We start from the raw sequence: 25621 nt of genomic DNA on the forward strand, positions 1-25621 counted from the left end.
AAAATGAGATTAGATAAATTTTTAAAAGTATCAAGATTGGTTAAAAGACGTACTGTTGCCAAAGAAATGGCCGATCAAGGACGTGTAGAAGTGAATGATCGAACCGTTAAATCAAGCTATGATGTAAAAATTGGGGATGTCATTAAAATTGGTTTTGGTACAAAAGAAATAAAAGCTAAAGTATTAGATTTGCGTGAAACAACTAAAAAAGCAGAAGCTAGCGAACTCTATGAGTTAATTGACTAGTGACAATTAATTGCTGCCGTGCTAAACTAGAAATGTTACATATTAAATAACTAAAAGTTATTGATACATTAGGATAAATTAATATTAAAAAGCTAAAGGGTGGGCAGTATATAATGAATAATGGACCTCGTATTTATAATGCATTAAGTGATGAAGAAAGAATTGCACGTTTACAAAGAAAAGCTAATAAAAAAGTAAAAGAAGTGCATCGTGTGCGTCGTAATCGTATCTTAGCAATTTTTGCTGTAGTCTTTCTTATTTTTGGCATTCAATTGATAATGGTCCATGTTCAAACAAATAAAATTAATGCCCAGGCTGTTACTACTAATAAACAATTAACTAAATTAAAAAAGAGTAATAAAAACCTTGAAGATCAGGCTACTAACTTACGTGATCCTGATTATTTGTCTAAAATGATTCGGTATAAATTTTATTACTCAAAGCCTGGTGAAACTATTTATAATATTCCAGAAACAGCAGGAGATAATAATTAGTGAAATTTGAAACTGGTTTAAGAGTGAATGGAAAAATCAATAATATTGTTGATTTTGGAATTTTTGTTGATTTACCCAAACGACATCATGGTTTGATTCATGAATCAGATTTTGGAGAAAAATGGCCTAGCAGTAAGGCAAAGTTTGAGGTGGGGCAAGAATTAAGAGTAGTGGTATTAAATAATAGCCATGGTCGCTTATCTTTATCTTTAAGTCGTGTTAATGATCCTAAATTAATTGATCCCACTAATTCTTTTAATCAACAAAAAAACTTTACTCAAAGTCTCACTAAATTAACGAATAAAGCAACTCAAGAATTAAAATATTTAAAAGAAGAGTTAAGTAAAAGTGACCTTTAGGTCACTTTTTTATTAATAATGAAAAATTTACAGGAATTTTTTACTAAAAATCATCTTCCACTCGAAGATAAAAAGATTTTATTAGCCGTAAGTGGTGGGCCAGATTCTATGGCTTTACTTGATTTAATGCGTCAGAGTGTAAAAGATCCTACAACTCAACTATGTGTGGGACATTTAGATCATCAATTACGCAGTGATAGTTATCAAGAAAGTAAAGTGATTTCTCAATATTGTAATTACTATAATTTGCAGTTGATTGAGAAAAAATGGCCCAAACCTGAGCAACCCACAAGTGGTATTGAAGCGGCAGCGCGTAACTATCGTTATTCATTTTTAAGACAAATAGTGTTAGAGAAAGAAATAGATTATTTGTTAACCGCTCATCATGGTGATGACTTAATTGAAAATATTCTCTTAAAATTAATTCGTTCCGGAAATGTGCAAGAAATGAATAGCTTAGTTCAAATAGGAAACTTTGAAGATACCCAGGCGTATCTCTTGCGTCCTTTGCTGCAATACTCTAAAACAGATTTGTTGCGCTATGTTAATGAACATCACTTGACGTATGTTCAAGATAAAACAAATTTTGAAGATAATACTTTAAGAAATCGCCTGCGTCATCATGTTGTTCCACTTTTGAAATCTGAAAATCAAAATTTAATTGAAAATGCAAATCGATTTCAAACTAGTGAAGCGCAACTTGCAAAAAGTCAAATTACGTTATTTGAAACTTTTCCTTCTCCTCAAAGGAAATATAGTACTTGGACAGGAAGGCTAAGTGATTTACATTCATTAAATTTAACGCAAAAGAGACTTTATTTTGAATGGTTAGTTTTACAAAAATTTCATCAACATGTTCATTTTGATGAATTAGAAGATAAGCCCAATATTCATCAAAAAAAGGCTGGAATTGTTTTGATTCTTTATCAAGATCGATATTATATTTATCGGGCAAAAGAATATGATGCAAATTATGTAACTCCTTTTAAAGTTAGTTTGGAAAAAATATTTACATTTAAAAGGAAAAAATATATAATTTCTAGACAAAATTTACCTTTTATAAAAATAGGTGATTTTTATGGTAAAGAAAATCTTACTTTAAAAGTTGGTTCTCTACCACTAGGACAAAAGTTACTCTTAGCCAATGGTAGCCAAACCAAGGCTAAGAAAAAGTTTGCTGAAAGTGGCATTCCGAACGTGTTACGTTCCTCCTGTTTTGCAATTATGGCGGGAGATGAGAGTAATGAAGTTCAATATATTATGGATGTTTATAGTAAACAAACTTATGATCCTAGTTTTGTAAAATACATGGTTTATGAAATTTAAGATAAGTTGAAGAAATTTCAAATAATAGAGAAAAAAGTTGATTTATGGTAAACTTTTGAGGTAATTCATTGAAATTTCATGGAGGTTCGATATGAAAAATAGAAGAAATAGACTGCTTTCTAACGGTCTTTTCTATATTTTGGTATTCGTGATCCTCTTGGGAGGAATTAATTGGTTTGTCGGTGGGTCAGGCAATGGTGGTTCCTCTGAAAATATTAGTTACTCAACCCTAGTAAAGGAATTGAATAACGGTAAAGTCAAGAGTATCAATATTCAACCAGCAAATGGCGTTTATACTGTTACTGGTACTTACAAAAAAGCTGAAAAAGCTAAGAATTCCCAAAATAGTAGTTTAGACTTCTTTGGTGGCACTAAGAGTAATAATAAAGTTACTAACTTTAGTACCACTATGCTACAAAATGATTCCATGGTTAAGAATGTATCAAATCTTGCACAAAAGAATGGTACAAAAATTTCTAATCAAGGAGAATCACAAACAGGTAGTTGGATTTCTACCTTAGTCATGCTTGTTCCCACTTTGATTTTCATTGTAATGCTTTGGATGATGATGAACCAAGGTGGACAAGGTGGCCGTGGTGGAGTAATGAACTTTGGTAAATCCAAAGTTAAACCACAAGATCCTAAGAAAAATAAAGTTCGTTTCTCAGATGTAGCTGGGGAAGAAGAAGAAAAACAAGAACTTGTAGAAATCGTTGAATTTTTAAAGAATCCAACTAAATACACTAAATTAGGGGCAAGAATTCCTGCCGGGGTCCTTTTAGAAGGTCCTCCCGGAACTGGTAAGACTTTACTAGCACGTGCTGTTGCCGGTGAAGCCGGCGTACCATTTTATTCAATTTCTGGTTCAGATTTTGTTGAGATGTTCGTTGGTGTAGGTGCTTCTCGTGTTCGTGACCTCTTTGAAACTGCCAAGAAAAATGCGCCAAGTATCATTTTTATTGATGAAATTGATGCTGTTGGACGTAAACGTGGTAATGGCATGGGTGGAGGACACGATGAGCGTGAACAAACCTTAAACCAATTATTAGTTGAAATGGATGGTTTTGATGGCGACGAAGGTGTCATTGTGATGGCTGCCACTAACCGTTCAGATGTCTTGGATCCTGCTTTACTACGTCCGGGTCGCTTTGACCGTAAAGTATTAGTTGGTCGTCCTGATGTTAAGGGACGGGAAGCTATCTTAAAGGTACACGCTCGCAATAAGCCACTTGCTTCTGATGTCGATTTAAAAGAAGTTGCGCGTCAAACTCCAGGCTTTGTAGGGGCTGATCTTGAAAATGTCTTAAATGAAGCTGCCTTAGTTGCTGCTCGTCGTGATAAGAAAGAAATTACAGCCTCTGACATTGATGAAGCTGAAGATCGTGTAATTGCTGGACCAGCTAAGAAAGATACTGTTATTTCAGCAGCTGAAAGAAAGCGGGTTGCTTTCCACGAAGCAGGACACGCAATTGTTGGTTTAGTTCTAAGTGATTCTAGAACCGTTAGAAAAGTTACTATCGTACCTCGTGGTCGCGCTGGTGGTTACAACATTATGCTTCCTAAGGAAGATCAAAACTTGTTAACCAAGAAGCAATTGATGGAACAAGTTGCGGGATTAATGGGTGGTCGTGCCGGTGAAGAAGTTGTGGTTGGTGATAAATCAACTGGTGCTTCAAATGACTTTGAACAGGCTACAAACATTGCTCGTGGTATGGTTACACAATACGGTATGACTGATGTCGGAATGACAGAGCTTGAATCACCAAGTCAACAAAATGAATTTGGAGCTAGATCATACAGTGAAGCAACTGCTGCTAAGATTGATGAAGCAGTAAAGAACATCTTAGATGAAGGTTACCAAACCGCAGTTGACATCATTAAGAGTCATCGTGATACCCATAAGGTAATTGCCGAAGCATTACTTAAGTATGAAACTTTAAACGAAAAGCAAATTTTATCTTTGTTTAAATATGGAAAAATGCCTGAAAATGAAGATAATGAATTTCCAAGTGAGAGTGATGCTTTAACTTATGATGAAGCAAAAGCTGCTATGGAAAAACGTGATCAAAAACGTGAAAAAGTAGAAGAAAAGGATGATAAAGAAGATATTCATCCACTTCCAGATGATCACAAGAATATTGATGATATTCCTTTAAATCCGCCTTCTGAAAAGCAAGATAAAAATGCAACTAAAGAAGATAAGAAGGATGACGATCAAGATTAAGATAAAAAATAGAGCCTTCGGGCTCTATTTTTTTAGGAGAAATTATGATGAATGATTATTTAATTAGAGCAATTGATAAAGATAAAAAGTTAAGATTATTAGCCATTACTGCTAAAGGTGTAGTTAGTGAAGCTCAAAAAAGACATGACACCTGGAGTGCTTCTTCAGCAGTATTAGGTAGAACAATGGTCGGAGGATTGCTTTTAGCTGGTGCTTTATTAAAAGATAAAGATGAACTAACAGTACGTTTACTAGGAAATGGTCCAGTAGGAGCAACTGTAGTAACAGCGCAAGCTGATTTAACTGTAAAAGGTTACGTTCAAAATCCCCATATTGCGTTACCACCAAAAAAAGATGGCCATATCGATGTGGCAAAGGCTGTAGGTCAAGGCTGGCTTGAAGTAACTAAAGATCAAGGACTCAAGGAGCCTTATACTGGCGAGGTTCCAATCGTAAGTGGTGAAATTGCGGAGGACTTTACTTATTATTTAGCTAAATCTGAACAAATTCCTTCAGCTGTAGGATTATCAGTATTTGTAGAACCAAATAATTCAATTGGTGCTGCTGGTGGCTTTATGATGCAAGCTTTGCCAGGTGCTGATGATGCTTTACTAGAAAAGGTAGAAAAGAGAATCAAGGCGCTTCCTAACTTGTCAACAATGTTCTTGGATGGAACCACCCCAGAAGATTTAGCTAAAAAAATCTTGGGTGATGATTGCAAGGTCTTAGATAAGCAAGAGGTAAGTTTTGCTTGTGATTGTTCTAAAGAAAAATATAGTGAAATCCTTGCTACGATTAAACCAGACCAATTAAAAGAAATGATTGAAAAAGATCATGGTGCCGAATTAACCTGTCGCTTCTGTGGCAAAAAATATCATTTTAGTGAAGATGAATTAAAAGATATTCAAAAACAGGCAAAGTAATCTAAGAGTAATAGTCGATTTACTAATTTTTTGTTAGAATATTAAAGTATTTGTGAAAGGATGTGTTGAAGTGAGTAAAAGCTGGAAAATAAGAGATCTTACTATTCCTAATCAAGTTGTTGTTGCACCAATGGCTGGTATTTCTAATGCGGCTTTCAGAGTTGTCTGCAAAGAATTTGGTGCTGGGTTAGTAGTTTGTGAAATGATCTCTGACCATGGAATTATTTATCGCAATAAGAAAACTTTAAGCATGCTTCAAGTTGATCCTCGTGAACACCCAATGAGTATCCAAATTTTTGGTGGTAGTGAAGAAACTTTAGTTGAAGCAGCCCACTATGTTGATGAAAATACTGCAGCCGATATTATCAATATTAATATGGGTTGTCCTGTACCAAAGGTAACTAAGACTGATGCCGGAGCCATGTGGCTCAAAGATCCTAACAAGATTTATCAAATGGTACGTGCAGTAGTCAGAAATGTTAAAAAACCAGTTACAGTTAAGATGAGAACTGGTTGGGATCAACGTAATATTTTTGCGGTTGAAAATGCTTTAGCTGCCCAAGAAGCAGGTGCCAGTGCAGTTGCAATGCATGGTCGTACGCGTAAACAAATGTACATGGGTGAAGCTGATTGGGGTATCTTAAAAGATGTCGCAGATGCTTTGACTATTCCATTTGTTGGTAATGGGGATGTTGATAGTCCGCAAAAGGCTAAGAAAATGCTTGATGAAGTTGGAGCTACTGCGGTAATGATGGGACGTGCAGTTTTAGGAAATCCTTGGCTATTAAAAGAAGTAACTCATTATTTAGACACAGGAGAACTTTTACTACCTCAAACTGTGGAAGAAAAAGTTGAAACGGCCAAAAATCAACTTGCAGGTTTAATTGAACTTAAGGGAGAAAAAATTGCGGTTCCTGAATTTAGACGTCAGGCTGCATATTATCTAAAAGGAATTCCCCGTTCAGCTCGAACACGTGCTAAAATAAATGAAGTATGGACAAAACAAGAAGTTTTTGACCTATTAGATGATTTTGTGGAAAAATATGAAGCAAGACAAAAGCAAAGACAAGCTTAATAAATAATAAAGGAGTTTTTAGAGTGGCAAAGAATGAGATGAATGACCAGCTTATCGTTCGTCGCGAAAAGATGGAAGAAATGCGCGAAAATGGTATTGAACCTTTTGGCGTAAGAAAATTTGATCGTCAAGATTTAGCTAAAACCTTAAATGAAAAGTACTCAGACGAAGATAAAGATGAATTGAATGCAGATATGCCTAAGACCAAGGTTGCAGGTCGTATGCTTGCAAAACGTGGTAAGGGTAAGGTTGGTTTTGCTGATCTTTACGACCGTACTGGTAAAATTCAAATTTACGTACGTAAAGATATTGTAGGAGAAGAAAACTACAAGATTTTTAAGAAATCTGACATTGGTGATTTCCTAGGTATCGATGGTGAAGTAATGAAAACCGATACTGGTGAATTGACCATTCGTGCTACTCACGTTACTTTCTTATCTAAGGCTCTTCGTCCATTACCTAATAAATGGGATGGTTTAAAAGATGTTGAACAAATTTATCGTCAACGTTATCTTGATTTAATTACTAACCGTGAAAGTTATGAACGTTTTGTAAATCGTACTAAGATTATCAAGGCTATCCGTAATTACTTAGATAACCGTGATTTCTTAGAAGTTGAAACTCCAGTTCTTCATAACATCCCTGGTGGTGCAGAAGCTCGTCCATTTATCACGCACCATAATGCTTTAGATATTAGTCTTTACATGAGAATTGCGCTTGAACTTCCTTTGAAGCGTTTGATTGTTGGTGGAATGGAAAGAGTTTATGAAATTGGTCGTGTCTTCAGAAATGAAGGTGTAGATACTCGTCATAACCCAGAATTTACTGAACTTGAAACCTATGCAGCTTACTGGGACTTCCATGATGTAATGGATGAAGCCGAAGGAATTATTAAAGCGGCTGCTAGTGTAGTTAGTGATGATGGTAAGATTACTTATCAAGGAACTGAACTTGACTTAGGTAAGCCATTCCGTCGTGTTCACATGGTTGACTTGATTAAGGAAAAGACTGGTGTTGATTTCTGGCAACCAATGACCTTAGATGAAGCCAAAAAGGTTGCAGAAGAACATGGTATCCATGTTGAACCATTCTGGAAGGTAGGTCATATCATCAATGCCTTCTTCGAAGAATTTGGTGAAAAGACAATCGTTAACCCAACATTTGTTTACGGTCACCCTGTAGAAGTTTCACCTCTTGCTAAGAAGAATGCCGATGATCCAAGATTTACTGATCGTTTTGAAATCTTCATTATGGGTACTGAATATGGTAATGCCTTTTCAGAATTAAATGATCCAGTTGATCAACGTCACCGTTTTGAAGACCAAATGGCAGAACGTGAAGCTGGTAACGATGAAGCTGATATGATTGATGAAGATTACATCCGTGCCATGGAATTTGGTATGCCTCCTACTGGTGGTTTAGGAATTGGTATTGATCGTTTAACTATGCTTTTGACTGATGCTCCTGCAATTCGTGATGTCTTGTTATTCCCAACAATGCGTCCTGAAAAAGTTGAAGACGTAGATGCTGAAGTTCAAGCAGACTTGAAGAAGCGTAAAGAAAATAAAGAATAATATAAAAGCTGGTAGGACTACCAGCTTTTTATGTATATTTATTTAAAATAATTCTTGCAACAGAACTATTTTCTGCTATACTATTTAATGTACTGCGGAAGTAGTTCAGTGGTAGAACATCACCTTGCCATGGTGGGGGTCGCGGGTTCGAATCCCGTCTTCCGCTCCTACATAAAGAGATTCACGATAAGGTGAATCTCTTTTTTTATTTTCGGAAAATAGCTCAGCTTGGTAGAGCGCTACGTTCGGGACGTAGAGGTCGCAGGTTCGAATCCTGTTTTTCCGATAAAAGTTTAAAGACTTCAAAGGTTTATCTTTTGAAGTCTTTTTTATGTCATAAAGACTTAATTTTTGCATTTAATATAATAAACACTTAAGGTAAAAGAGATGTAGAAAAAAGAAAGAAGATGTAAAAATGGGAAAGAGTGTTGCTCCCACTAAAAAGTTATCGTTTATTTCGATCTTCTTTTTAGGAATTAATGCCATCATTGGATCAGGAGCTTTTTTACTTCCTAAATATATTTATCATGATATGAATTTAATGAGTGTAGTTGTACTTCTATGTGCTGCTTTAACAGTAAGTATGATTGCACTTTGTTATGCTGACTTATCTAGCCGTTTTACTGGATCAGGTGCAGCGTGGCTTTATTCGTACTATGCTTTTGGGAGATTTGCAGGTTATGAGTTGGGATTATTTACTTGGTTTTTAACTTGCTGTACCTATGCAGCAGAAGTGGTAGCTTTTGTAACAACTTTACGTAGTTTTGTTCCAGCATATAAAAATGACGCTATTTATTTTGGTACCGCGATTGGCTTAATTGTTTTATTTACGATTATTAATTTTTACGGTAGAAAATTAGTGAAATTTGTTGATAATACTTCTTCCGTAGCAAAATTGGGCGTTATTGTTCTGTTTATTGTAGTTGGTGTATTTTTCATGCATTGGTCTAACTTTAGTCCGGTAATGCCACATGCAGCAACTACTGGTGTAGGACCATTCTTTAAACATTTTGGTGCAGCATTTAGCGAAGTCTTTTATTTGTTTACCGGCTTTTCATTTATTCCGATAGCCGCACGTCAAATGCAAAATCCAACCAAAAATATTCCCCGAGTATTAATTTCTGTCATGATTACAGTTACTATTCTTTATGCTTTAACTGTTTTAATTGGAATTGGTATTATTGGGTCAAAGATGAGTGATTATACTGCTCCAATTGCTAATGCCTTTGGTAAAGCAGTTGGTGAATGGGGTTATATCGTTATTATTATTGGGATGCTTTTAAGTATTTTTGGTGTTGCTTTTATTTCATCTTTCAACGCCCCTTCACTGGTTGCTTCATTAGCAGAAGAACATAATTTAGTACCTCAATGGGTAGGTAAAAAGAATAAATATAAGGCTCCATGGATTGCAATTATCATGAGTGCAATTATTACTGCATTGTTGACGACCCAATCATACATTTTCTTAGTTTCATGTATTGTGCTTGCGTCATTTGTCCAGTATGTTCCTTCAATTTTTGCTGTAATGAAGTTTAAGCACAATGGACAATATCCTAATAAAGGCTTTAAATTACCTGGTGGCTATCTAATTCCTGTTATTGCCTTATTAGTATCGTGTTACTTAGTCTTTAATTTTACTTGGAAAACATTTTTCGTTGGAATTGCAGTTGCGGTGATCGCTGCACTACTATATTTGTTCTCCGGACGTAAAAGAAAAGACCCTAATCCCGGCGTTGCTAAAAATACAGAAAATAATTAAATAACATTTAGTGGAAAATAGAAAATTTTTATTTTTCTTTTCTTCATTCCATGATAGGATTAAATTGGACTCAAATGAGTCCTTTCCATTGCACCTGGAAGGAATGAAGACTATGAAAGAAAGAATATATGTTGTGATGCATGCAAGTGTTAACAAGACCGATGAATCTAACAAAAACGGGATTGTAGATATCTTATTTGCATCAAAAGACCTTGAAAAAGCGCGGGCTTATAAGGAAAACTTAGCTCCTTATGAAGTGGCTGCTGTTTACCCGATTGATTTGGATAAAAGCTTAGATTTAGCTGTGGAAAAACCCGCGCTTTCAATTGATTGGACAGATCTCCAATAGGAAAGATCCTGACTGTTTAGTCGGGATCTTTTTCTTGTTATAATTATGAGAGAAAAATAATTTTACTTTTATAAGTTTAAGTTTTACAATACATAACTACGATACTTTTACTTATTAAAAAATAGTAACTATTAAGGCGGTGGAAAATGGAAAATTCTTATAGTGCTAGTGCTAGAAATGTATTAGATATTGCACGAGAACAAGCACAAAATTTTAATCATCGTATTATTGGAACTGAACATATATTACTTGCGTTAGTAATTGAGGCAAATGGCGAAGCCGGAAAAATTTTACGTCAAAATGGGGTAACACCGACCGTTATACGAGAAGAAATTGAAAGATATACTGGTTATGGTTCAAGCCCCAAGGCTAATTATGTTGAACTATCACCACGTTTAAACTTAGTCTTAAACTATGCTAAACGTAGAGCTGATAAATTAGGAAATACAGAAATTAAGACTACCCATATTTTAATGGGCTTACTTGCCAGTGAAAGAATTTTGGCGAGTTTAATCTTAAAAAATTTAGGACTAGACCCTGCTTATTTAATGGAGCAATTAAAGGGATTGGAAAACAGAGCCAATCCTTATGGTTCAAGTAATAATCTGGGAAATAATCTAAATTCAAGTTCTACTTCTAATGAAGGTCAATCAATGACACCAAATTTAGATAAAGTAGCTGTAAATCTTAATAAACGTGCTGAAGAAGGCGGAATTGATCCGGTTATCGGCAGAGATAAGGAAGTTAAACGAGTAATCCAAATTCTTTCTCGTCGTACTAAAAATAATCCAGTGCTAGTTGGTGAACCTGGTGTTGGTAAAACTGCAGTAGCGCAAGAAATTGCCATGGCTATTGTAAATGGACAAGTGCCTGAGAACTTACTTAATAAACGAGTAATGTCTTTAGACATGGGGAGTTTGATTGCTGGTACCAAATATCGTGGTGAGTTTGAAGATCGAATGAAAAAGATCCTCAATGAAGTGCACCTTGATGGCAACGTAATTCTTTTTGTAGACGAAATGCATACTTTAATTGGTGCTGGAGGTGCAGAAGGGGCCATTGATGCCTCTAATATTTTGAAACCACCTCTAGCACGAGGCGACATTCAAATGATTGGGGCTACTACTTTCGATGAGTACCAGAAATATATTGAAAAGGATCAAGCTTTAGCAAGACGTTTTCAACAAGTAAAAATTGAAGAACCAAGTGCCAAAGAAGCTCAGGCAATTTTGGCCGGACTCAAATCAAAGTATGAAAACTATCATCATGTATTAATTACAGATGATGCCGTTAAAGATGCAGTGGATCTTGCAGTTAGATACATTTCTAATCGCTATTTACCAGATAAGGCAATTGATTTAATAGATGAAGCAAGTGCAGCAGTAAAAATCAAGGCTAATAGAGAGAAAAATCCGCGTTTGTCTAAGCTAGAGGCTCAAATTCGGTCAACCGATCAAGATAAAGAACAAGCGGCTGAAAACCAAAACTTTGTCGCAGCAGCACAACTTCAAGCTAAAGAAGAAGAGTTACAAAGTGAACTAAATAAATTAACCTCTAATTTAAAGGCAAAAACTGCTAAATCGGCAACAGTTAATAGTGATGAAATAGCTAAAGTTGTTGCTCAATGGACTGGTGTCCCAGTTACACGGATGAAGAAAAGTGAAACAAAGCGTTTGGCTCATTTGGAAAGTTTACTTCATGAACGTGTAATTGGCCAAGATGCAGCAATTAGCGCAGTAAGTAAAGCGATTCGTCGTAGCCGTAGTGGGATTAAGGATGAAAATCGCCCAATCGGATCTTTCCTATTTTTAGGCCCTACAGGGGTAGGAAAGACTGAACTTGCAAAAGCAGTTGCTGATTCTGTATTTGGTTCAGAACAAAATATTATTCGTGTTGATATGTCAGAATATATGGATCAAGTAGCATCAAGTAAGTTAATTGGTTCTGCCCCTGGTTATGTTGGCTATGAAGAAGGTGGCCAGTTAACTGAAGAAGTTCGTCGTAATCCATATTCTGTAGTTTTACTTGATGAAGTAGAAAAGGCTAACCCAGAAGTCTTTAATTTATTACTTCAAGTTTTAGATGAAGGATTTTTAACTGATTCAAAGGGTAGAAAAGTAGACTTCAGAAATACAATTATTATCATGACTTCTAATTTGGGCTCACGTTCGATTCAAGAAGATAAGACAGTAGGGTTTGCAGCTGACTTAGCTGACCAAAACCGTCTTAATAAAGAAAGAGTGCAAGCTGCTACTAAACAATTCTTTAGACCAGAATTTCTTAATCGAATTGATGAGACCGTTGTCTTTGATAGCCTAAGTAAACCGGAATTACGCCAAATTGTTAGCTTGATGACCAAAAAATTGGAAAATCGCTTAGCTAAACAAGATATTACTTTGAAACTTTCTTCATCAGCTCTTGATGTATTGGCCAAGGATGGTTTTGATCCTGAAATGGGTGCCCGTCCATTGAGAAGAACGATTCAAACTGAATTAGAAGATCAGATTGCTGAAAATGTAATTAGCGGTGACCTGGCTGCTGGCCAAACTATTAAAGTTGGTTCTCAAAAAGGAAAACTTAAATTTAAAATTGAAAATAATCGACCTAAATCATTAGTTAAGAGCTAATACAATAGCTTTGACAAAAAGTCAAGAATAGAGTAAAATTATCTCTGTTTAAAAGGCTGAAATTCAGGATTTCACTGATCTATTGTCCAGTGAGATGATAAAACAAAAACGACTTATTAAGTTGTTTTTGTTTTTTTGTACCCAAAAATTGGCTTTTTGCAAAATGTAACATAAATGTAATATTAGGCTCTTTTTATGCAAGAAAGGATGTTTGCTGTGTTAGGACATACTGTAAACTACGGTAGCCATCGTACTAGACGTAGCTTCTCACGCATCAAAGAAGTGTTGAAGCTTCCTAATTTAACCGATGTGCAAACGCAATCTTACAAGTGGTTTCTTGATGAAGGTATTCGAGAAATGTTTGATGACATTATGCCAATTTCAGACTTTTCAGGAAAACTTTCTCTTGAGTTTGTTGATTACAAGCTTTTAAAACCTAAATATACTCTTGAAGAAGCTCGTGATCATGATGCTAATTATGCTGCACCATTACACGTAACTTTGAAGTTAACTAACCATGAAACTGGTGAAATTAAGACCCAAGATGTTTTCTTTGGCGATTTCCCATTGATGACTGATTCAGGTACCTTCGTAATTAATGGTGCTGAAAGAGTTATTGTTTCTCAGTTGGTTCGTTCACCAGGTGTATATTACAATTCAGATTTTGATAAGAATGGTCGTGCAATCTACGGTGCAACTGTTATTCCTAACCGTGGTGCTTGGCTTGAATATGAAACTGATGCTAAGAATTTAGCTTATGTACGTATTGATAGAACTCGTAAATTACCACTATCTATTTTAATTCGTGCTTTAGGTTTTGGTTCTGACAGCGAAATCCTTGATATGTTTGGTGATATTGATTCACTTAAATTTACTTTGGATAAGGATTTACATAAGAATCCTGCTGATTCTAGAGTAGCAGAAGCATTAAAAGACATTTATGAAAGATTACGTCCAGGTGAACCTAAGACTACTGATTCATCTCGTTCACTTCTTTATGCACGTTTCTTTGATCCAAGAAGATATGATTTAGCTCCTGTTGGTCGTTACAAGATTAATAAGAAGCTATCTTTGAAGAACCGTTTATTAAAGCAAACTTTAGCTGAAACTTTAGCAGATCCAGATACTGGTGAAATTATTGCTAAAAAGGGTACTGTTGTTACTCACGAAGTAATGGAAAAATTAAGTCCATACTTAGATCGCGATGATTTTAAGATGGTAACTTATGAACCATCAGATGAAGCTGTTGTTCCTGAACCAATTACTGTTCAAGAAATTAAGGTTTACTCTAAGAATGATCCTGAAAAAGAAGTTAAGTTAATGTCAAATGGTCATATTGCTGATGACGTTAAGCACTTAACTCCAGCTGATGTATTGAGCTCAATTAACTACTTCTTTAACTTACAAGAAGGAATTGGTACTACTGATGATATCGATCACTTAGGTAACCGTCGTATTCGTCGTGTGGGTGAATTGCTTCAAAACCAATTTAGAATTGGTTTAGCACGTATGGAACGTGTTGTTCGTGAAAGAATGTCAACTCAAGATATTGATACTGTTACTCCGCAACAATTAATCAATATCCGTCCAGTTGTTGCCTCAGTTAAAGAATTCTTTGGTTCATCACAATTATCACAATTCATGGACCAAAACAACCCATTGGGCGAGTTAACTCACAAACGTCGTATGTCAGCCTTAGGACCTGGTGGTTTATCACGTGACCGTGCTGGTTATGAAGTTCGTGATGTGCACTATACTCACTATGGACGTCTTTGTCCGATTGAAACACCTGAAGGTCCTAACATTGGTTTGATTAACTCTTTGGCAACTTATGCTGTAGTTAATAAGTATGGTTTCATTGAAACTCCATACCGTCGTGTTTCATGGACTGACCATAAAGTTACAGATAAGATTGATTACTTAACTGCTGACGAAGAAGATAACTACATTATTGCCAGTGCCAACTCTCCAATTAATGAAGATGGCTCATTTAAAGATGATATTGTGTTGGCACGTCATAAGGAAGATAATGTCGAAGTTTCACCTGATAAAGTTGACTACATGGATGTTATTCCTAAACAAGTAGTTTCCGTAACTTCAGCATGTATCCCATTCCTTGAAAACGATGACTCTAACCGTGCTTTGATGGGTGCTAACCACCAACGTCAAGCCGTTCCTTTGATTAATCCACATGCACCACTTGTTGGTACTGGTATGGAATACCGTGCTGCTCACGATTCAGGGGATGCTCTATTAGCTAAGGCACCTGGTGTAGTTGAATATGTTGATGCAAATGAAATTAGAGTTAGACGCGACGATAAAACTTTAGATAAATACGTCCTTGAAAAATACCGTCGTTCAAACGCAACTAAGAACTATAACCAAACTCCTAATGTAAATAAGGGCGAAAGAGTTGTAGCTGGTGAAGTTATTGCCGATGGTCCGGCAATGGATAAGGGTGAATTATCTGTTGGTCAAAACCCAATTATAGCCTTTACTACTTGGGACATGTATAACTTCGAAGATGCCGTTATGATTTCAGAAAAATTAGTTAAAGATGATGTATATACTTCAATTCACATCGAAGACTATGAATCTGAAGCGCGTGATACTAAATTAGGACCTGAAGAAATTACTCGCGAAATTCCTAATGTAGGTGAAGATGCTCTTAAGGATCTTGACGAAGAAGGTATTGTACGTATCGGTGCTGAAGTAAAAGATGGTGACATTTTGGTTGGTAAAGTTACTCCTAAGGGTGTAACAGAGTTATCAGCAGAAGAACGTTTGCTTCACGCTATTTTCGGTGAAAAGGCTCGTGAAGTTCGTGATACTTCACTTCGTGTACCACATGGTGGTGGCGGTATTGTTCAAAATGTTCAAGTCTTTACGCGTGAAGCTGGTGATGAATTAGCACCAGGTGTAAACAAGATGGTTCGTGTTTACATTGTTCAAAAACGTAAGATCCAAGTTGGTGATAAGGTTTCAGGTCGTCACGGAAACAAGGGTACTATTGCCTTAGTTTGTCCTGAAGAAGATATGCCATACTTACCAGATGGTCGTCCAGTTGATATTTGTTTGAACCCAATGGGTGTGCCTTCACGTATGAATATTGGACAGGTTCTTGAATTGCACTTAGGTATGGCTGCAAAACACTTAGGTATTCACGTTGCAACTCCAGTATTCGATGGTGCTACTGAAGATGATATGTGGGACTTAGTTCGTGAAGCTGGTCTTGGCAAAGATGGTAAGACAGTTCTTTACGATGGTCGTACCGGTGAACCATTCCATAACAGAGTTTCTGTTGGGGTTATGTACTACTTGAAGTTAACTCACATGGTAGACGACAAGATCCACGCACGTTCAATTGGGCCTTACTCATTGGTTACTCAACAACCACTTGGTGGTAAAGCACAATTTGGTGGACAGCGTTTTGGTGAAATGGAAGTTTGGGCTCTTGAAGCTTACGGTGCCGCTTATACTTTACAAGAAATTTTAACTTACAAATCTGACGATGTTGTAGGTCGTGTAAAGGCATATGAAGCAATTGTTAAGGGTGAAAAGATTCCAAAACCTGGTGTACCAGAATCATTTAGAGTTTTAGTAAAAGAACTCCAATCTCTTGGCTTAGATATTAATGTTTTAGATCTAAACCATCATGAAGTTGATCTTCGTGATATGGAAGATGCAAATGAACATCTTAATATCGATACCTTATCTAAGATGGCTGAACAACAAGAGAAAAAGAAGTTAGCCGAAGAAGCTGCTAAAAATGAAGATCAAGCTCATTCCGTAGTAGACTCTTCATCAGATGATAAGCTTTCTAAGTAGTAAAGAGGAGGTTAAACTTTGATTGACGTAAATAAGTTTGAAAGTATGCAAATTGGTTTAGCTTCTCCTAATAAGATCAGAAGTTGGTCTTATGGTGAAGTTAAAAAACCTGAAACAATTAACTATCGTACTTTGAAACCAGAAAAAGATGGTCTTTTTGACGAAAGAATTTTTGGACCAACAAAAGACTATGCTTGTGCCTGTGGTAAATACAAAGGCGTTCGTTATCGTGGCATTGTCTGTGATCGTTGTGGTGTCGAAGTTACTTCTTCTAAAGTTAGAAGAGAAAGAATGGGTCATATTGAATTGGCCGCACCCGTATCACACATTTGGTACTTTAAAGGTATTCCATCTCGTATGGGACTTGTTTTAGATATATCACCTCGTTCACTTGAAGAAGTAATTTATTTTGCTGCATACATTGTTATTGATGCTGGTGATACTGATTTAGAAAATAAGCAACTTTTAACTGAAGTTGAATACCGTGATTATAAGGCAAAATATGGTGATCGCTTCGAAGCCAAAATGGGTGCTGAAGCTATCAAAGAACTCTTAGAAAGAGTGGATATTGATAAAGAAGTTGCGACACTAAAAGAAGAACTAAAAAGTGCTACTGGTCAAAAGAGAACTAGAGCCATTAGACGTCTTGACATTTTAGATGCATTTAAGACTTCAGGTAACAAGCCAGAATGGATGATCATGGATTGTATTCCAGTTATTCCACCTGATCTTCGTCCAATGGTCCAACTTGATGGGGGACGCTTTGCTACTTCAGATTTGAATGATTTATATAGACGTGTAATTAATAGAAATAATCGATTAAAGAGATTATTAGACTTAAACGCACCTCGTATTATTGTTCAAAATGAAAAGAGAATGCTCCAAGAAGCAGTTGATGCTTTAATTGACAACGGTCGTCGTGGTCGTCCAGTTGTAGGACCAGGTAACCGTCCACTTAAATCACTTTCACATATGTTGAAAGGTAAGCAAGGTCGTTTCCGTCAAAACTTACTTGGTAAACGTGTTGACTACTCAGGTCGTTCAGTTATTGATGTTTCACCTAAATTGAAGTTCTATCAATGTGGTGTTCCACGTCCAATGGCTCTTGAATTATTCAAGCCATTTGTAATTAACGAATTAGTTAAACGTGGTTTAGCATCAAATATTAAGAACGCTACTCGTAAAATTGATCGTGAAGATGACGATGTCTGGGATGTCCTAGAAGATGTAATCAAGGAAAGACCAGTTCTTTTGAACCGTGCACCTACTCTTCACCGTTTAGGTATTCAAGCATTTGAACCAGTTCTTGTACCAGGTAAATCTATTAGACTTCACCCATTAGCATGTGAAGCTTACAATGCCGACTTTGATGGTGACCAGATGGCCATTCACGTACCATTGTCAGATGAAGCTGTAGCTGAATCTCGTCTTTTGATGCTTGCAGCTCACCACATTTTGGCACCTAGAGATGGTAAACCAGTTGTAACACCATCACAGGATATTGTTTTAGGTAATTATTGGTTAACTCAATCAGAACGAGGACGTGAAGGTGAAGGTATGATTTTTGATTCACCTGAAGAAGCAGCTATTGCTTATGCAAATGGTGATATTCATTACCACACTCGTATTGGTTTAGCAGCTGACTCAATGCCTGAAAAGCCATGGCCAAAAGGTCACGAACACGATATCTTTGTAACTACTTATGGTAAGTTGGTCTTTAATCAAATCTTGCCAAAAGATTTCTTCTACATTAATGACCCAACTCAAGAAAACTTAACTCACCCAATTGATGAACGTTACTTCTTACAACCTGGAGAAGATATTCATGAAAAATTGGATAATATGAAGTTAGGTGATGCCTTTAAGAAGGGCTTCTTATCTGACATCATTGCTCAAATTTATAAGATTTACAAAGTGCAAAGAACTTCAGATTTACTTGATGATATTAAGGAATTAGGTTTCACCGTATGTACTTACTCAGGTTTGACTATTGGTGTTGAAGATATTCCTACTATTACTGATAAAGATGATATCGTAGCTGAAGCACGTAAGAAGGTTGATGTTGTTTCTAAGCAATACCGTCGTGGTTTGATTACCGATGAAGAAAGACACGATCGTGTAATTAGTATTTGGAATAGCTGTAAAGATACTGTTCAAGCAGAAATTGCTGATATTCACGCTCCACGTAATCCAATTACAGTCATGGCTGATTCTGGAGCTCGTGGTAACATTTCAAACTTTACTCAGTTAGCTGGTATGCGTGGACTTATGGCCGCTCCTAACGGAGGAATGATGGAAATTCCTGTTACTTCAAACTTCCGTGAAGGTTTATCAGTGCTAGAAATGTTCATGTCAACTCACGGTGCTCGTAAAGGAATGACTGATACTGCTTTGAAGACTGCCAACTCAGGTTACTTAACTCGTCGTTTGGTTGATGTTGCTCAAGACGTAATTATTCGTGAAGAAGATTGTGGTACTGATCGTGGTATTACAGTTAAGGCAATTACTGAAGGCGATGAAATGATCGAACCACTCTTTGATCGTTTAGTTGGTCGTTACACTTTGAAGAGCGTTGTAAATCCACAAACAGGAGAAGTTATTTGCCCTGCTGACGTAATGATGGATGAAGACATGGCTCACAAGATTGTAGATGCCGGTGTAACTGAAGTTACTATCCGTTCTGTCTTCACTTGTAACACTCCACACGGTGTATGTAAGAAGTGTTATGGTATGAACCTTGCTACTGGTGAAGATGTTGAAGTTGGTGAAGCAGTAGGTACTGTTGCCGCTCAATCAATTGGTGAACCAGGTACCCAGCTTACTATGCGTAACTTCCACAACGGTGGGGTTGCCGGTGGTGCAGATATTACTCAAGGTCTTCCTCGTGTTCAAGAATTGTTCGAAGCACGTAACCCTAAAGGTCGCGCTACAATTTCTGAAGTTAGTGGTGAAGTTACTTCTATTGAAGAAGATCCAGCAGAACACTCACGTCAAATTACTGTTCAAGGTCAAACTGATACTCGTACTTATGATGTACCTTATACTGCATCTGTAGCAGTTAGTGAAGGTGATCATGTTGAACGTGGTGACCGTTTGACAATTGGTTCAGTTGATCCTAAGGAATTAATTCGTGTCTGTGATTCATTAACTACTGAAAAATACATTTTGAATGAAATTCAAAAAGCCTACAGAATGCAGGGTGTAGAAGTTGCTGATAAGCATGCCGAAGTAATTACTCGTCAAATGTTACAAAAAGTTCGTATCCTTGATCCTGGTGAAACTGATCTCTTACCAGGCGAATTAATGGATATTGGTGACTTTAAGGAACGTAATAAGGAAGTTATTATTTCTGGTGGTATTCCAGCAACTGCCCAAAGTGTAATTCTTGGTATTACTAAGGCTGCCCTTGAAACTAACAGTTTCTTATCAGCTGCTTCATTCCAAGAAACAACTCGTATCCTTACGGATGCCTCAATTAGAGGTAAGGAGGATCCACTTCTTGGACTTAAGGAAAATGTTATTATTGGTAAGATTATTCCTGCAGGTACTGGTATGGCAGTATATCGTGAAATGGAACCAAAAGTTGATGTTCCTGAAGAAAATTTAAAGGATGCTAAGAAAGATTCAGTATATTCAATTGCTGATATTGAAAAGAAATTAGCAGCTGAAAGCAACGACAGCAAAGATTAATTGATCTAGCTTAAATTACTTTATGTTAAAAAACCGTCTCGTATGAGACGGTTTTTTTGTTTGGCTTAGTAGAGGAGAACGTAACTTGTGAGCATAAAGGGCAAGAATGGAAGGGGATCTTTTTGTCGATTGAAAAAATAAAATATTAAAAAAAGAATTGATGATAACAATAAGGTATGCAGTCCAAAAATCTGTCCCTTATATAAAGAAATTAAAATAAAAAATAATGTATCACCAGTACCAAATTTTCCTTTTAGATTCATGTAAAACATTAATAAAACTAAGATTAATAAAAGTAACCAGTTGGCAGCAGAATAAAAATGAATACTGCTCTCTGAAGCAGTAAGAGAAATAGTAAAAGGAACAAGTAACAAAATAGTTTCAAATTCTAAAAAGTAATAATCAAAGAGTGCACATACTAAAAAGAAAAATAGAAACGTACCGGACGAAAAACCTGTTTGAGAAAATAAAAAGATTTTGGAAAAGTATAAACCACTGAGTAATTCAATGAAAAAAATAAAAGGAGAAATTGGTTCTTTACAATGTGAACATTTACCTCGCTTTAACAAGTAGGAAAAGATAGGAATTTGGTCTAATAAAGTTAAAGGATAGTGACATGTATCACAACGAGAAAAAGAATTTACGAAGGATTTGTTATAATTACGTTCTACAACGACAAGAGCATGAGATCCCAAAATTGTACCCATAAAAAAATTAAAAAATATCATCATATAATACCTCCAAAATTTATTACGAAAAAAATAATAATTTTGTTTACTTAATATTGACGCTTATGTTTATTCGCGGTAAACTAACATTCGTGCATATAAATATGATATCCGTGAGGTCAAAAAGAAACTCCCGGATGTGTGAACAAAATTAGGAGGAAAATTTAATGCCAACTATTAACCAATTGGTTAGAAAAGGCCGTCACTCAAAGACGACTAAATCAAAGTCACCAGCTTTGAACTATGCTTACAACAGCATGAAGAAAGAAATGAATTATAACCCAGCTCCTCAAATGCGTGGAGTAGCTACTCGTGTAGGTACTATGACACCTAAGAAGCCTAACTCGGCTTTACGTAAGTACGCTCGTGTACGTCTTTCAAATATGGTTGAAGTTACTGCTTATATTCCAGGTATTGGACACAATTTACAAGAACACTCTGTTGTATTAATTCGTGGTGGTCGTGTAAAGGACCTTCCTGGTGTTCGTTACCACATTGTTCGTGGTGCTTTGGATACTGCAGGTGTAGATGGCAGAAAGCAATCTCGTTCTAAATACGGTGCAAAGAAGGACTAAGAGGAGGAATAACGAATGCCTAGAAAAGGTAAAGTTGCTAAAAGAGAAGTTTTAGCAGATCCAGTATATAACTCTAAGTTGGTTACTAAGTTAATTAACCACTTAATGATTGATGGTAAGAAGGCAAAGGCTTCATCAATTCTTTACGATTCATTTGATATTATTAAGGACAAAACTGGCAAAGATCCAGTTGAAGTTTTTGAAGAAGCTATGAATAATGTAATGCCAGTTTTGGAAGTTAAAGCCCGCCGTATTGGTGGTTCTAACTACCAAATTCCAGTAGAAGTTCGTCCAGAAAGAAGAACTACTCTTGGTTTAAGATGGATCGTTTCATACGCTCGTTTACGTAATGAACACACTATGGACGAACGTCTTGCAAACGAAATTATGGACGCAGCAAATAACACCGGTTCTGCAGTTAAGAGACGTGAAGATGTCCACAAGATGGCAGAAGCCAACCGTGCATTTGCTCACTACCGCTTCTAATCGTTAGTTTACAAAAGGAGAAATAATCTTATGGCTAACAAACGTGAATTCTCTTTAGATAAGACACGTAACATTGGTATCATGGCCCACATCGATGCTGGTAAGACTACAACTACTGAACGTATTTTGTACTATACTGGTAAAATCCACAAGATTGGTGAAACTCACGAAGGTGATTCACAAATGGACTGGATGGACGAAGAAAAGGAACGTGGTATCACTATTACTTCAGCAGCTACTACTGCTCAATGGAAAGACTACCGTATCAACATTATTGATACCCCGGGACACGTTGACTTTACTATCGAAGTAGAACGTTCACTTCGTGTCTTAGATGGTGCCGTAGCTGTTCTTGATGCTCAAGCTGGTGTTGAACCACAAACTGAAAATGTTTGGCGTCAAGCTGAAACTTACGATGTTCCTCGTATCGTTTTCGTAAACAAGATGGATAAGATTGGTGCTGATTTTGATAAATCAGTTAAGTCTTTACATGAACGTTTAAATGCTAACGCTCATGCAGTTCAAATGCCTATTGGTTCTGCTGATACCTTTGAAGGTGTTATCGACTTAATCGAAATGGTTGCCGACGTTTATGATGAAGATAAGATGGGATCAGAATGGGAAACTATTCCAGTTCCTGATGAATACAAGGAAGAAGCAACTAAACGTCGTAATGAATTAATCGAAGCCGTTGCTGATGTCGATGACAGTATCATGGACAAGTACCTTGGTGGAGAAGAAATTTCTAATGAAGAATTAAAGGCAGCTATTCGTAAGGCTACTTTGAACTTAGAATTCTTCCCAGTATATGCTGGTTCAGCATTTAAGAACAAGGGTGTTCAAATGATGCTTGATGGTGTTGTAGATTACTTACCATCACCACTTGACGTTAAACCTTATGTTGCTCACGATCCTAAGACTGGTGACGAAGTTGAACTTATGGCTGATGACAACAAACCATTTGCTGCTTTAGCATTTAAGATTGCCAGTGACCCATTTGTTGGTCGTTTAACTTACATTCGTGTTTACACTGGTTCATTAATGTCTGGTTCATACGTATTAAACGCATCCAAGAATAACCGTGAACGTGTTGGTCGTTTGCTTCAAATGCACGCTAACTCAAGAAGTGAAATTCCTGAAGTCTTCTCAGGTGATATCGCTGGTGCGATCGGTTTGAAGAACACCACTACTGGTGATTCATTAACTGATCCAGATCACCCACTTATTTTGGAAAGTCTTCAAATTCCAGATCCAGTTATCCAAGTATCTATTGAACCTAAATCAAAGGCTGACCGTGATAAGATGGATGTTGCTTTACAAAAACTTACTGAAGAAGATCCAACTTTCCGTGCAGAAACTAACCCAGAAACTGGTCAAACTTTAGTTGCTGGTATGGGTGAATTACACTTAGATATCATGGTTGAACGTATGAAGCGTGAATTTAACGTTGAAGCAACTATTGGTGAACCACAAGTTGCTTACCGTGAAACCTTCACTAAGCCTGCAAAGGCACAAGGTAAATTTGTTCGTCAATCTGGTGGTAAAGGTCAATATGGTGATGTTTGGGTTGAATTTACTCCAAACGAAGAAGGTAAAGGTTACGAATTCGAAGATGCTATCGTTGGTGGTGTTGTTCCTCGTGAATTTATCCCTTCAGTTGACCAAGGTTTACAAGAAGCTATGAAGAATGGTGTTCTTGCAGGCTACCCATTAATCGATGTTAAGGCTAAGCTTTACGATGGTAGTTACCACGAAGTCGACTCATCAGAAGCTGCCTTCAAGGTTGCTGCTTCACTTGCATTAAAGAATGCTGCAGGTAAGGCTGGTGCCGTTGTTCTTGAACCTATTATGAAAGTTCAAGTAACTACTCCAGAAGAATACCTTGGTGATGTTATGGGTTCAATCACTGCTCGTCGTGGTACTATGGAAGGTATGGAAGACAGAGCTGGTGCTAAGATTATCAATGCCTTTGTTCCACTTTCAGAAATGTTTGGTTACGCAACTACTTTGCGTTCATCAACTCAAGGACGTGGTACATTTACTATGGTATTTGATCACTACAGCCCAACACCTAAATCAATTCAAGAAGAAATTATTAAAAAACGTGGCGGAAACGCTGAAGATTAATAATTAAAAAGAAAGTAGAATTTTTTCTACTTTCTTTTTTTCTTTAAAAATATTTTTTATTGCCGAAAGCCCTTGATAAATAAGGAAAGTAGAAGTACAATAATAAACGTGCATTTTGATGGGATTAGTCTGTCCAATGCACGAAATTGTTAAGCTTTGACGCAAAAGGTTGCGGCACACCAGGCTGCATTGCCACAGAGGTGAGTCGGTAATTTTTGCTGAGCTAGTCATCTTTTAAAGAAGACGAAGGAGGTTATTAGATGGCAAGTCAACAAATTCGTATAAGATTAAAATCTTACGAACATGGTATTCTCGATGAATCAGCTGCAAAAATCGTAGCTACTGCGCAAAGAACTGGTGCAGAAATTTCTGGTCCAGTTCCATTGCCTACAGAAAGAACTTTGTTCACTGTTTTACGTTCACCACACAAGAACAAGGATTCACGTGAACAATTTGAAATTCGTACGCACAAGCGTTTAATCGACATTTTGAATCCAACACCAAAAACTGTTGATTCATTAATGAAGCTTGATTTACCAAGCGGCGTTGATATCGAGATTAAATTATAATTTTATAAACATATTATGGAGGTGTAATCATGACCAAAGGAATCTTAGGAAGAAAGGTCGGCATGACTCAAATCTTCACTGAAAATGGTGTTTTGGTTCCTGTAACTGTTGTTGAAGCAACCCCTAACGTAGTTTTACAAGTTAAAACTAACGAATCAGATGGTTACGAAGCAATTCAAGTAGGTTACCAAGATATGCGTGAAGTATTGAGTAACAAGCCAGCCAAAGGTCATGCTGCAAAAGCAAAGACTTCACCTAAGCGCTTCATTCGAGAAATCCGCAATGTAGAGCTTAAGGACTATGAAGTCGGCTCAGAAATCACTGTGGACACATTTAGTGAAGGTGACGTTGTTGACGTAACTGGAACTACTAAGGGTCATGGTACTCAAGGTAACATTAAGCGTTGGGGCCAATCAAGAGGTCCTGAAACCCACGGTTCAAGATATCACAGAATCCCAGGTTCAATGGGTTCAATTATTAACCGTGTACCTAAGGGTAAAAAGTTACCTGGTCACATGGGTGGCAAGACAGTAACTGTTCAAAATTTAGTAATCGAAAAAGTAGTACCAGAAAAGAATGTTCTTTTAATTAAGGGTAATGTTCCTGGCGCTAAGAATTCATTAATTGAAGTTAAGTCTGCTGTAAAGGCAGCTAAATAGGAA

Annotated in this window: 19 protein-coding genes and 2 tRNA genes; 20 read left to right on the forward strand and 1 reads right to left on the reverse strand. The window is 36.7% G+C overall.

Going from position 1 to position 25621, the window contains the following annotated elements; translation table 11 throughout:
* Positions 1 to 3 precede the first annotated feature (3 nt).
* From LrDSM24759_RS00490 to rpoC, 15 genes are all read left to right on the forward strand, one after another.
* Positions 4 to 246: an RNA-binding S4 domain-containing protein gene (locus tag LrDSM24759_RS00490; protein ID WP_117117394.1), complete on the forward strand. Its 243-nt coding sequence runs from the start codon at positions 4 to 6 to the stop codon at positions 244 to 246.
* 113 nt (positions 247 to 359) lie between these two features.
* Positions 360 to 740 carry an FtsB family cell division protein gene (locus tag LrDSM24759_RS00495; protein WP_117117396.1) on the forward strand — a complete coding sequence of 127 codons (381 nt, stop codon included), beginning with the start codon at positions 360 to 362 and terminating at the stop codon, positions 738 to 740.
* Complete coding sequence (locus LrDSM24759_RS00500; RefSeq protein ID WP_117117397.1) at positions 740 to 1099, forward strand: S1 RNA-binding domain-containing protein; 360 nt, start codon at positions 740 to 742, stop codon at positions 1097 to 1099. The genes LrDSM24759_RS00495 and LrDSM24759_RS00500 overlap by 1 nt, the downstream gene beginning before the upstream one ends.
* Before the next feature lie 18 nt (positions 1100 to 1117).
* On the forward strand, positions 1118 to 2425 hold the full coding sequence (gene tilS / locus LrDSM24759_RS00505) for a tRNA lysidine(34) synthetase TilS (RefSeq protein ID WP_117117398.1): 1308 nt from the start codon (positions 1118 to 1120) through the stop codon (positions 2423 to 2425).
* A 91-nt stretch (positions 2426 to 2516) separates the two neighbouring features.
* A complete protein-coding gene (gene ftsH, locus LrDSM24759_RS00510) occupies positions 2517 to 4649 on the forward strand; it encodes an ATP-dependent zinc metalloprotease FtsH (protein ID WP_117117400.1) in 2133 nt (710 codons plus the stop codon).
* Positions 4650 to 4696: 47 nt separating this feature from the next.
* Complete coding sequence (gene hslO / locus LrDSM24759_RS00515) at positions 4697 to 5572, forward strand: Hsp33 family molecular chaperone HslO (RefSeq protein WP_117117401.1); 876 nt, start codon at positions 4697 to 4699, stop codon at positions 5570 to 5572.
* A 70-nt stretch (positions 5573 to 5642) separates the two neighbouring features.
* Positions 5643 to 6647 (forward strand): tRNA dihydrouridine synthase DusB, encoded by a 1005-nt coding sequence (gene dusB / locus LrDSM24759_RS00520; RefSeq protein ID WP_117117403.1) that lies wholly within the window; start codon positions 5643 to 5645, stop codon positions 6645 to 6647.
* 23 nt (positions 6648 to 6670) lie between these two features.
* A complete protein-coding gene (gene lysS / locus LrDSM24759_RS00525; RefSeq protein ID WP_117117405.1) occupies positions 6671 to 8221 on the forward strand; it encodes a lysine--tRNA ligase in 1551 nt (516 codons plus the stop codon).
* A gap of 94 nt (positions 8222 to 8315) precedes the next feature.
* Positions 8316 to 8387: transfer RNA gene (locus tag LrDSM24759_RS00530), tRNA-Gly, on the forward strand.
* 46 nt (positions 8388 to 8433) lie between these two features.
* Positions 8434 to 8507, forward strand: a tRNA-Pro gene (locus LrDSM24759_RS00535).
* A gap of 129 nt (positions 8508 to 8636) precedes the next feature.
* Positions 8637 to 9980: an APC family permease gene (locus LrDSM24759_RS00540; protein WP_117117407.1), complete on the forward strand. Its 1344-nt coding sequence runs from the start codon at positions 8637 to 8639 to the stop codon at positions 9978 to 9980.
* 112 nt (positions 9981 to 10092) lie between these two features.
* Positions 10093 to 10329, forward strand: coding sequence for a phosphoribosylaminoimidazole carboxylase (locus tag LrDSM24759_RS00545; RefSeq protein WP_117117409.1), 237 nt, complete (start codon positions 10093 to 10095; stop codon positions 10327 to 10329).
* 146 nt (positions 10330 to 10475) lie between these two features.
* Positions 10476 to 12956, forward strand: coding sequence for an ATP-dependent Clp protease ATP-binding subunit (locus LrDSM24759_RS00550; RefSeq protein WP_117117411.1), 2481 nt, complete (start codon positions 10476 to 10478; stop codon positions 12954 to 12956).
* 207 nt (positions 12957 to 13163) lie between these two features.
* Entirely contained in the window at positions 13164 to 16784 is a 3621-nt protein-coding gene (rpoB, locus tag LrDSM24759_RS00555) for a DNA-directed RNA polymerase subunit beta (protein WP_117117692.1), read from the forward strand.
* An 18-nt stretch (positions 16785 to 16802) separates the two neighbouring features.
* A complete protein-coding gene (gene rpoC, locus LrDSM24759_RS00560) occupies positions 16803 to 20474 on the forward strand; it encodes a DNA-directed RNA polymerase subunit beta' (protein ID WP_117117413.1) in 3672 nt (1223 codons plus the stop codon).
* Positions 20475 to 20539: 65 nt separating this feature from the next.
* On the opposite strand, the gene LrDSM24759_RS00565 is transcribed toward rpoC, so the two are convergent.
* The gene (locus tag LrDSM24759_RS00565) at positions 20540 to 21205 is read right to left on the reverse strand and encodes a prepilin peptidase (protein ID WP_117117415.1); all 666 of its coding nucleotides are present in this window, start codon (positions 21203 to 21205) and stop codon (positions 20540 to 20542) included.
* A gap of 164 nt (positions 21206 to 21369) precedes the next feature.
* Between LrDSM24759_RS00565 and rpsL the strand changes: the two genes are divergently transcribed.
* From rpsL to rplC, 5 genes are all read left to right on the forward strand, one after another.
* Complete coding sequence (gene rpsL, locus LrDSM24759_RS00570; RefSeq protein WP_117117417.1) at positions 21370 to 21777, forward strand: 30S ribosomal protein S12; 408 nt, start codon at positions 21370 to 21372, stop codon at positions 21775 to 21777.
* Positions 21778 to 21792: 15 nt separating this feature from the next.
* The gene (gene rpsG, locus LrDSM24759_RS00575) at positions 21793 to 22263 is read left to right on the forward strand and encodes a 30S ribosomal protein S7 (protein ID WP_117117419.1); all 471 of its coding nucleotides are present in this window, start codon (positions 21793 to 21795) and stop codon (positions 22261 to 22263) included.
* Positions 22264 to 22293: 30 nt separating this feature from the next.
* On the forward strand, positions 22294 to 24390 hold the full coding sequence (gene fusA / locus LrDSM24759_RS00580) for an elongation factor G (RefSeq protein WP_117117420.1): 2097 nt from the start codon (positions 22294 to 22296) through the stop codon (positions 24388 to 24390).
* 260 nt (positions 24391 to 24650) lie between these two features.
* Entirely contained in the window at positions 24651 to 24959 is a 309-nt protein-coding gene (gene rpsJ / locus LrDSM24759_RS00585) for a 30S ribosomal protein S10 (protein WP_008469934.1), read from the forward strand.
* Between the two features lie 29 nt (positions 24960 to 24988).
* Positions 24989 to 25618, forward strand: a complete 630-nt coding sequence (gene rplC / locus LrDSM24759_RS00590) for a 50S ribosomal protein L3 (protein ID WP_117117422.1) — start codon at positions 24989 to 24991, stop codon at positions 25616 to 25618.
* Positions 25619 to 25621 lie beyond the last annotated feature (3 nt).

The sequence above is a fragment of the Lactobacillus rodentium genome, assembly GCF_003423665.1.
Taxonomy (GTDB): Bacteria; Bacillota; Bacilli; order Lactobacillales; family Lactobacillaceae; genus Lactobacillus; species Lactobacillus rodentium.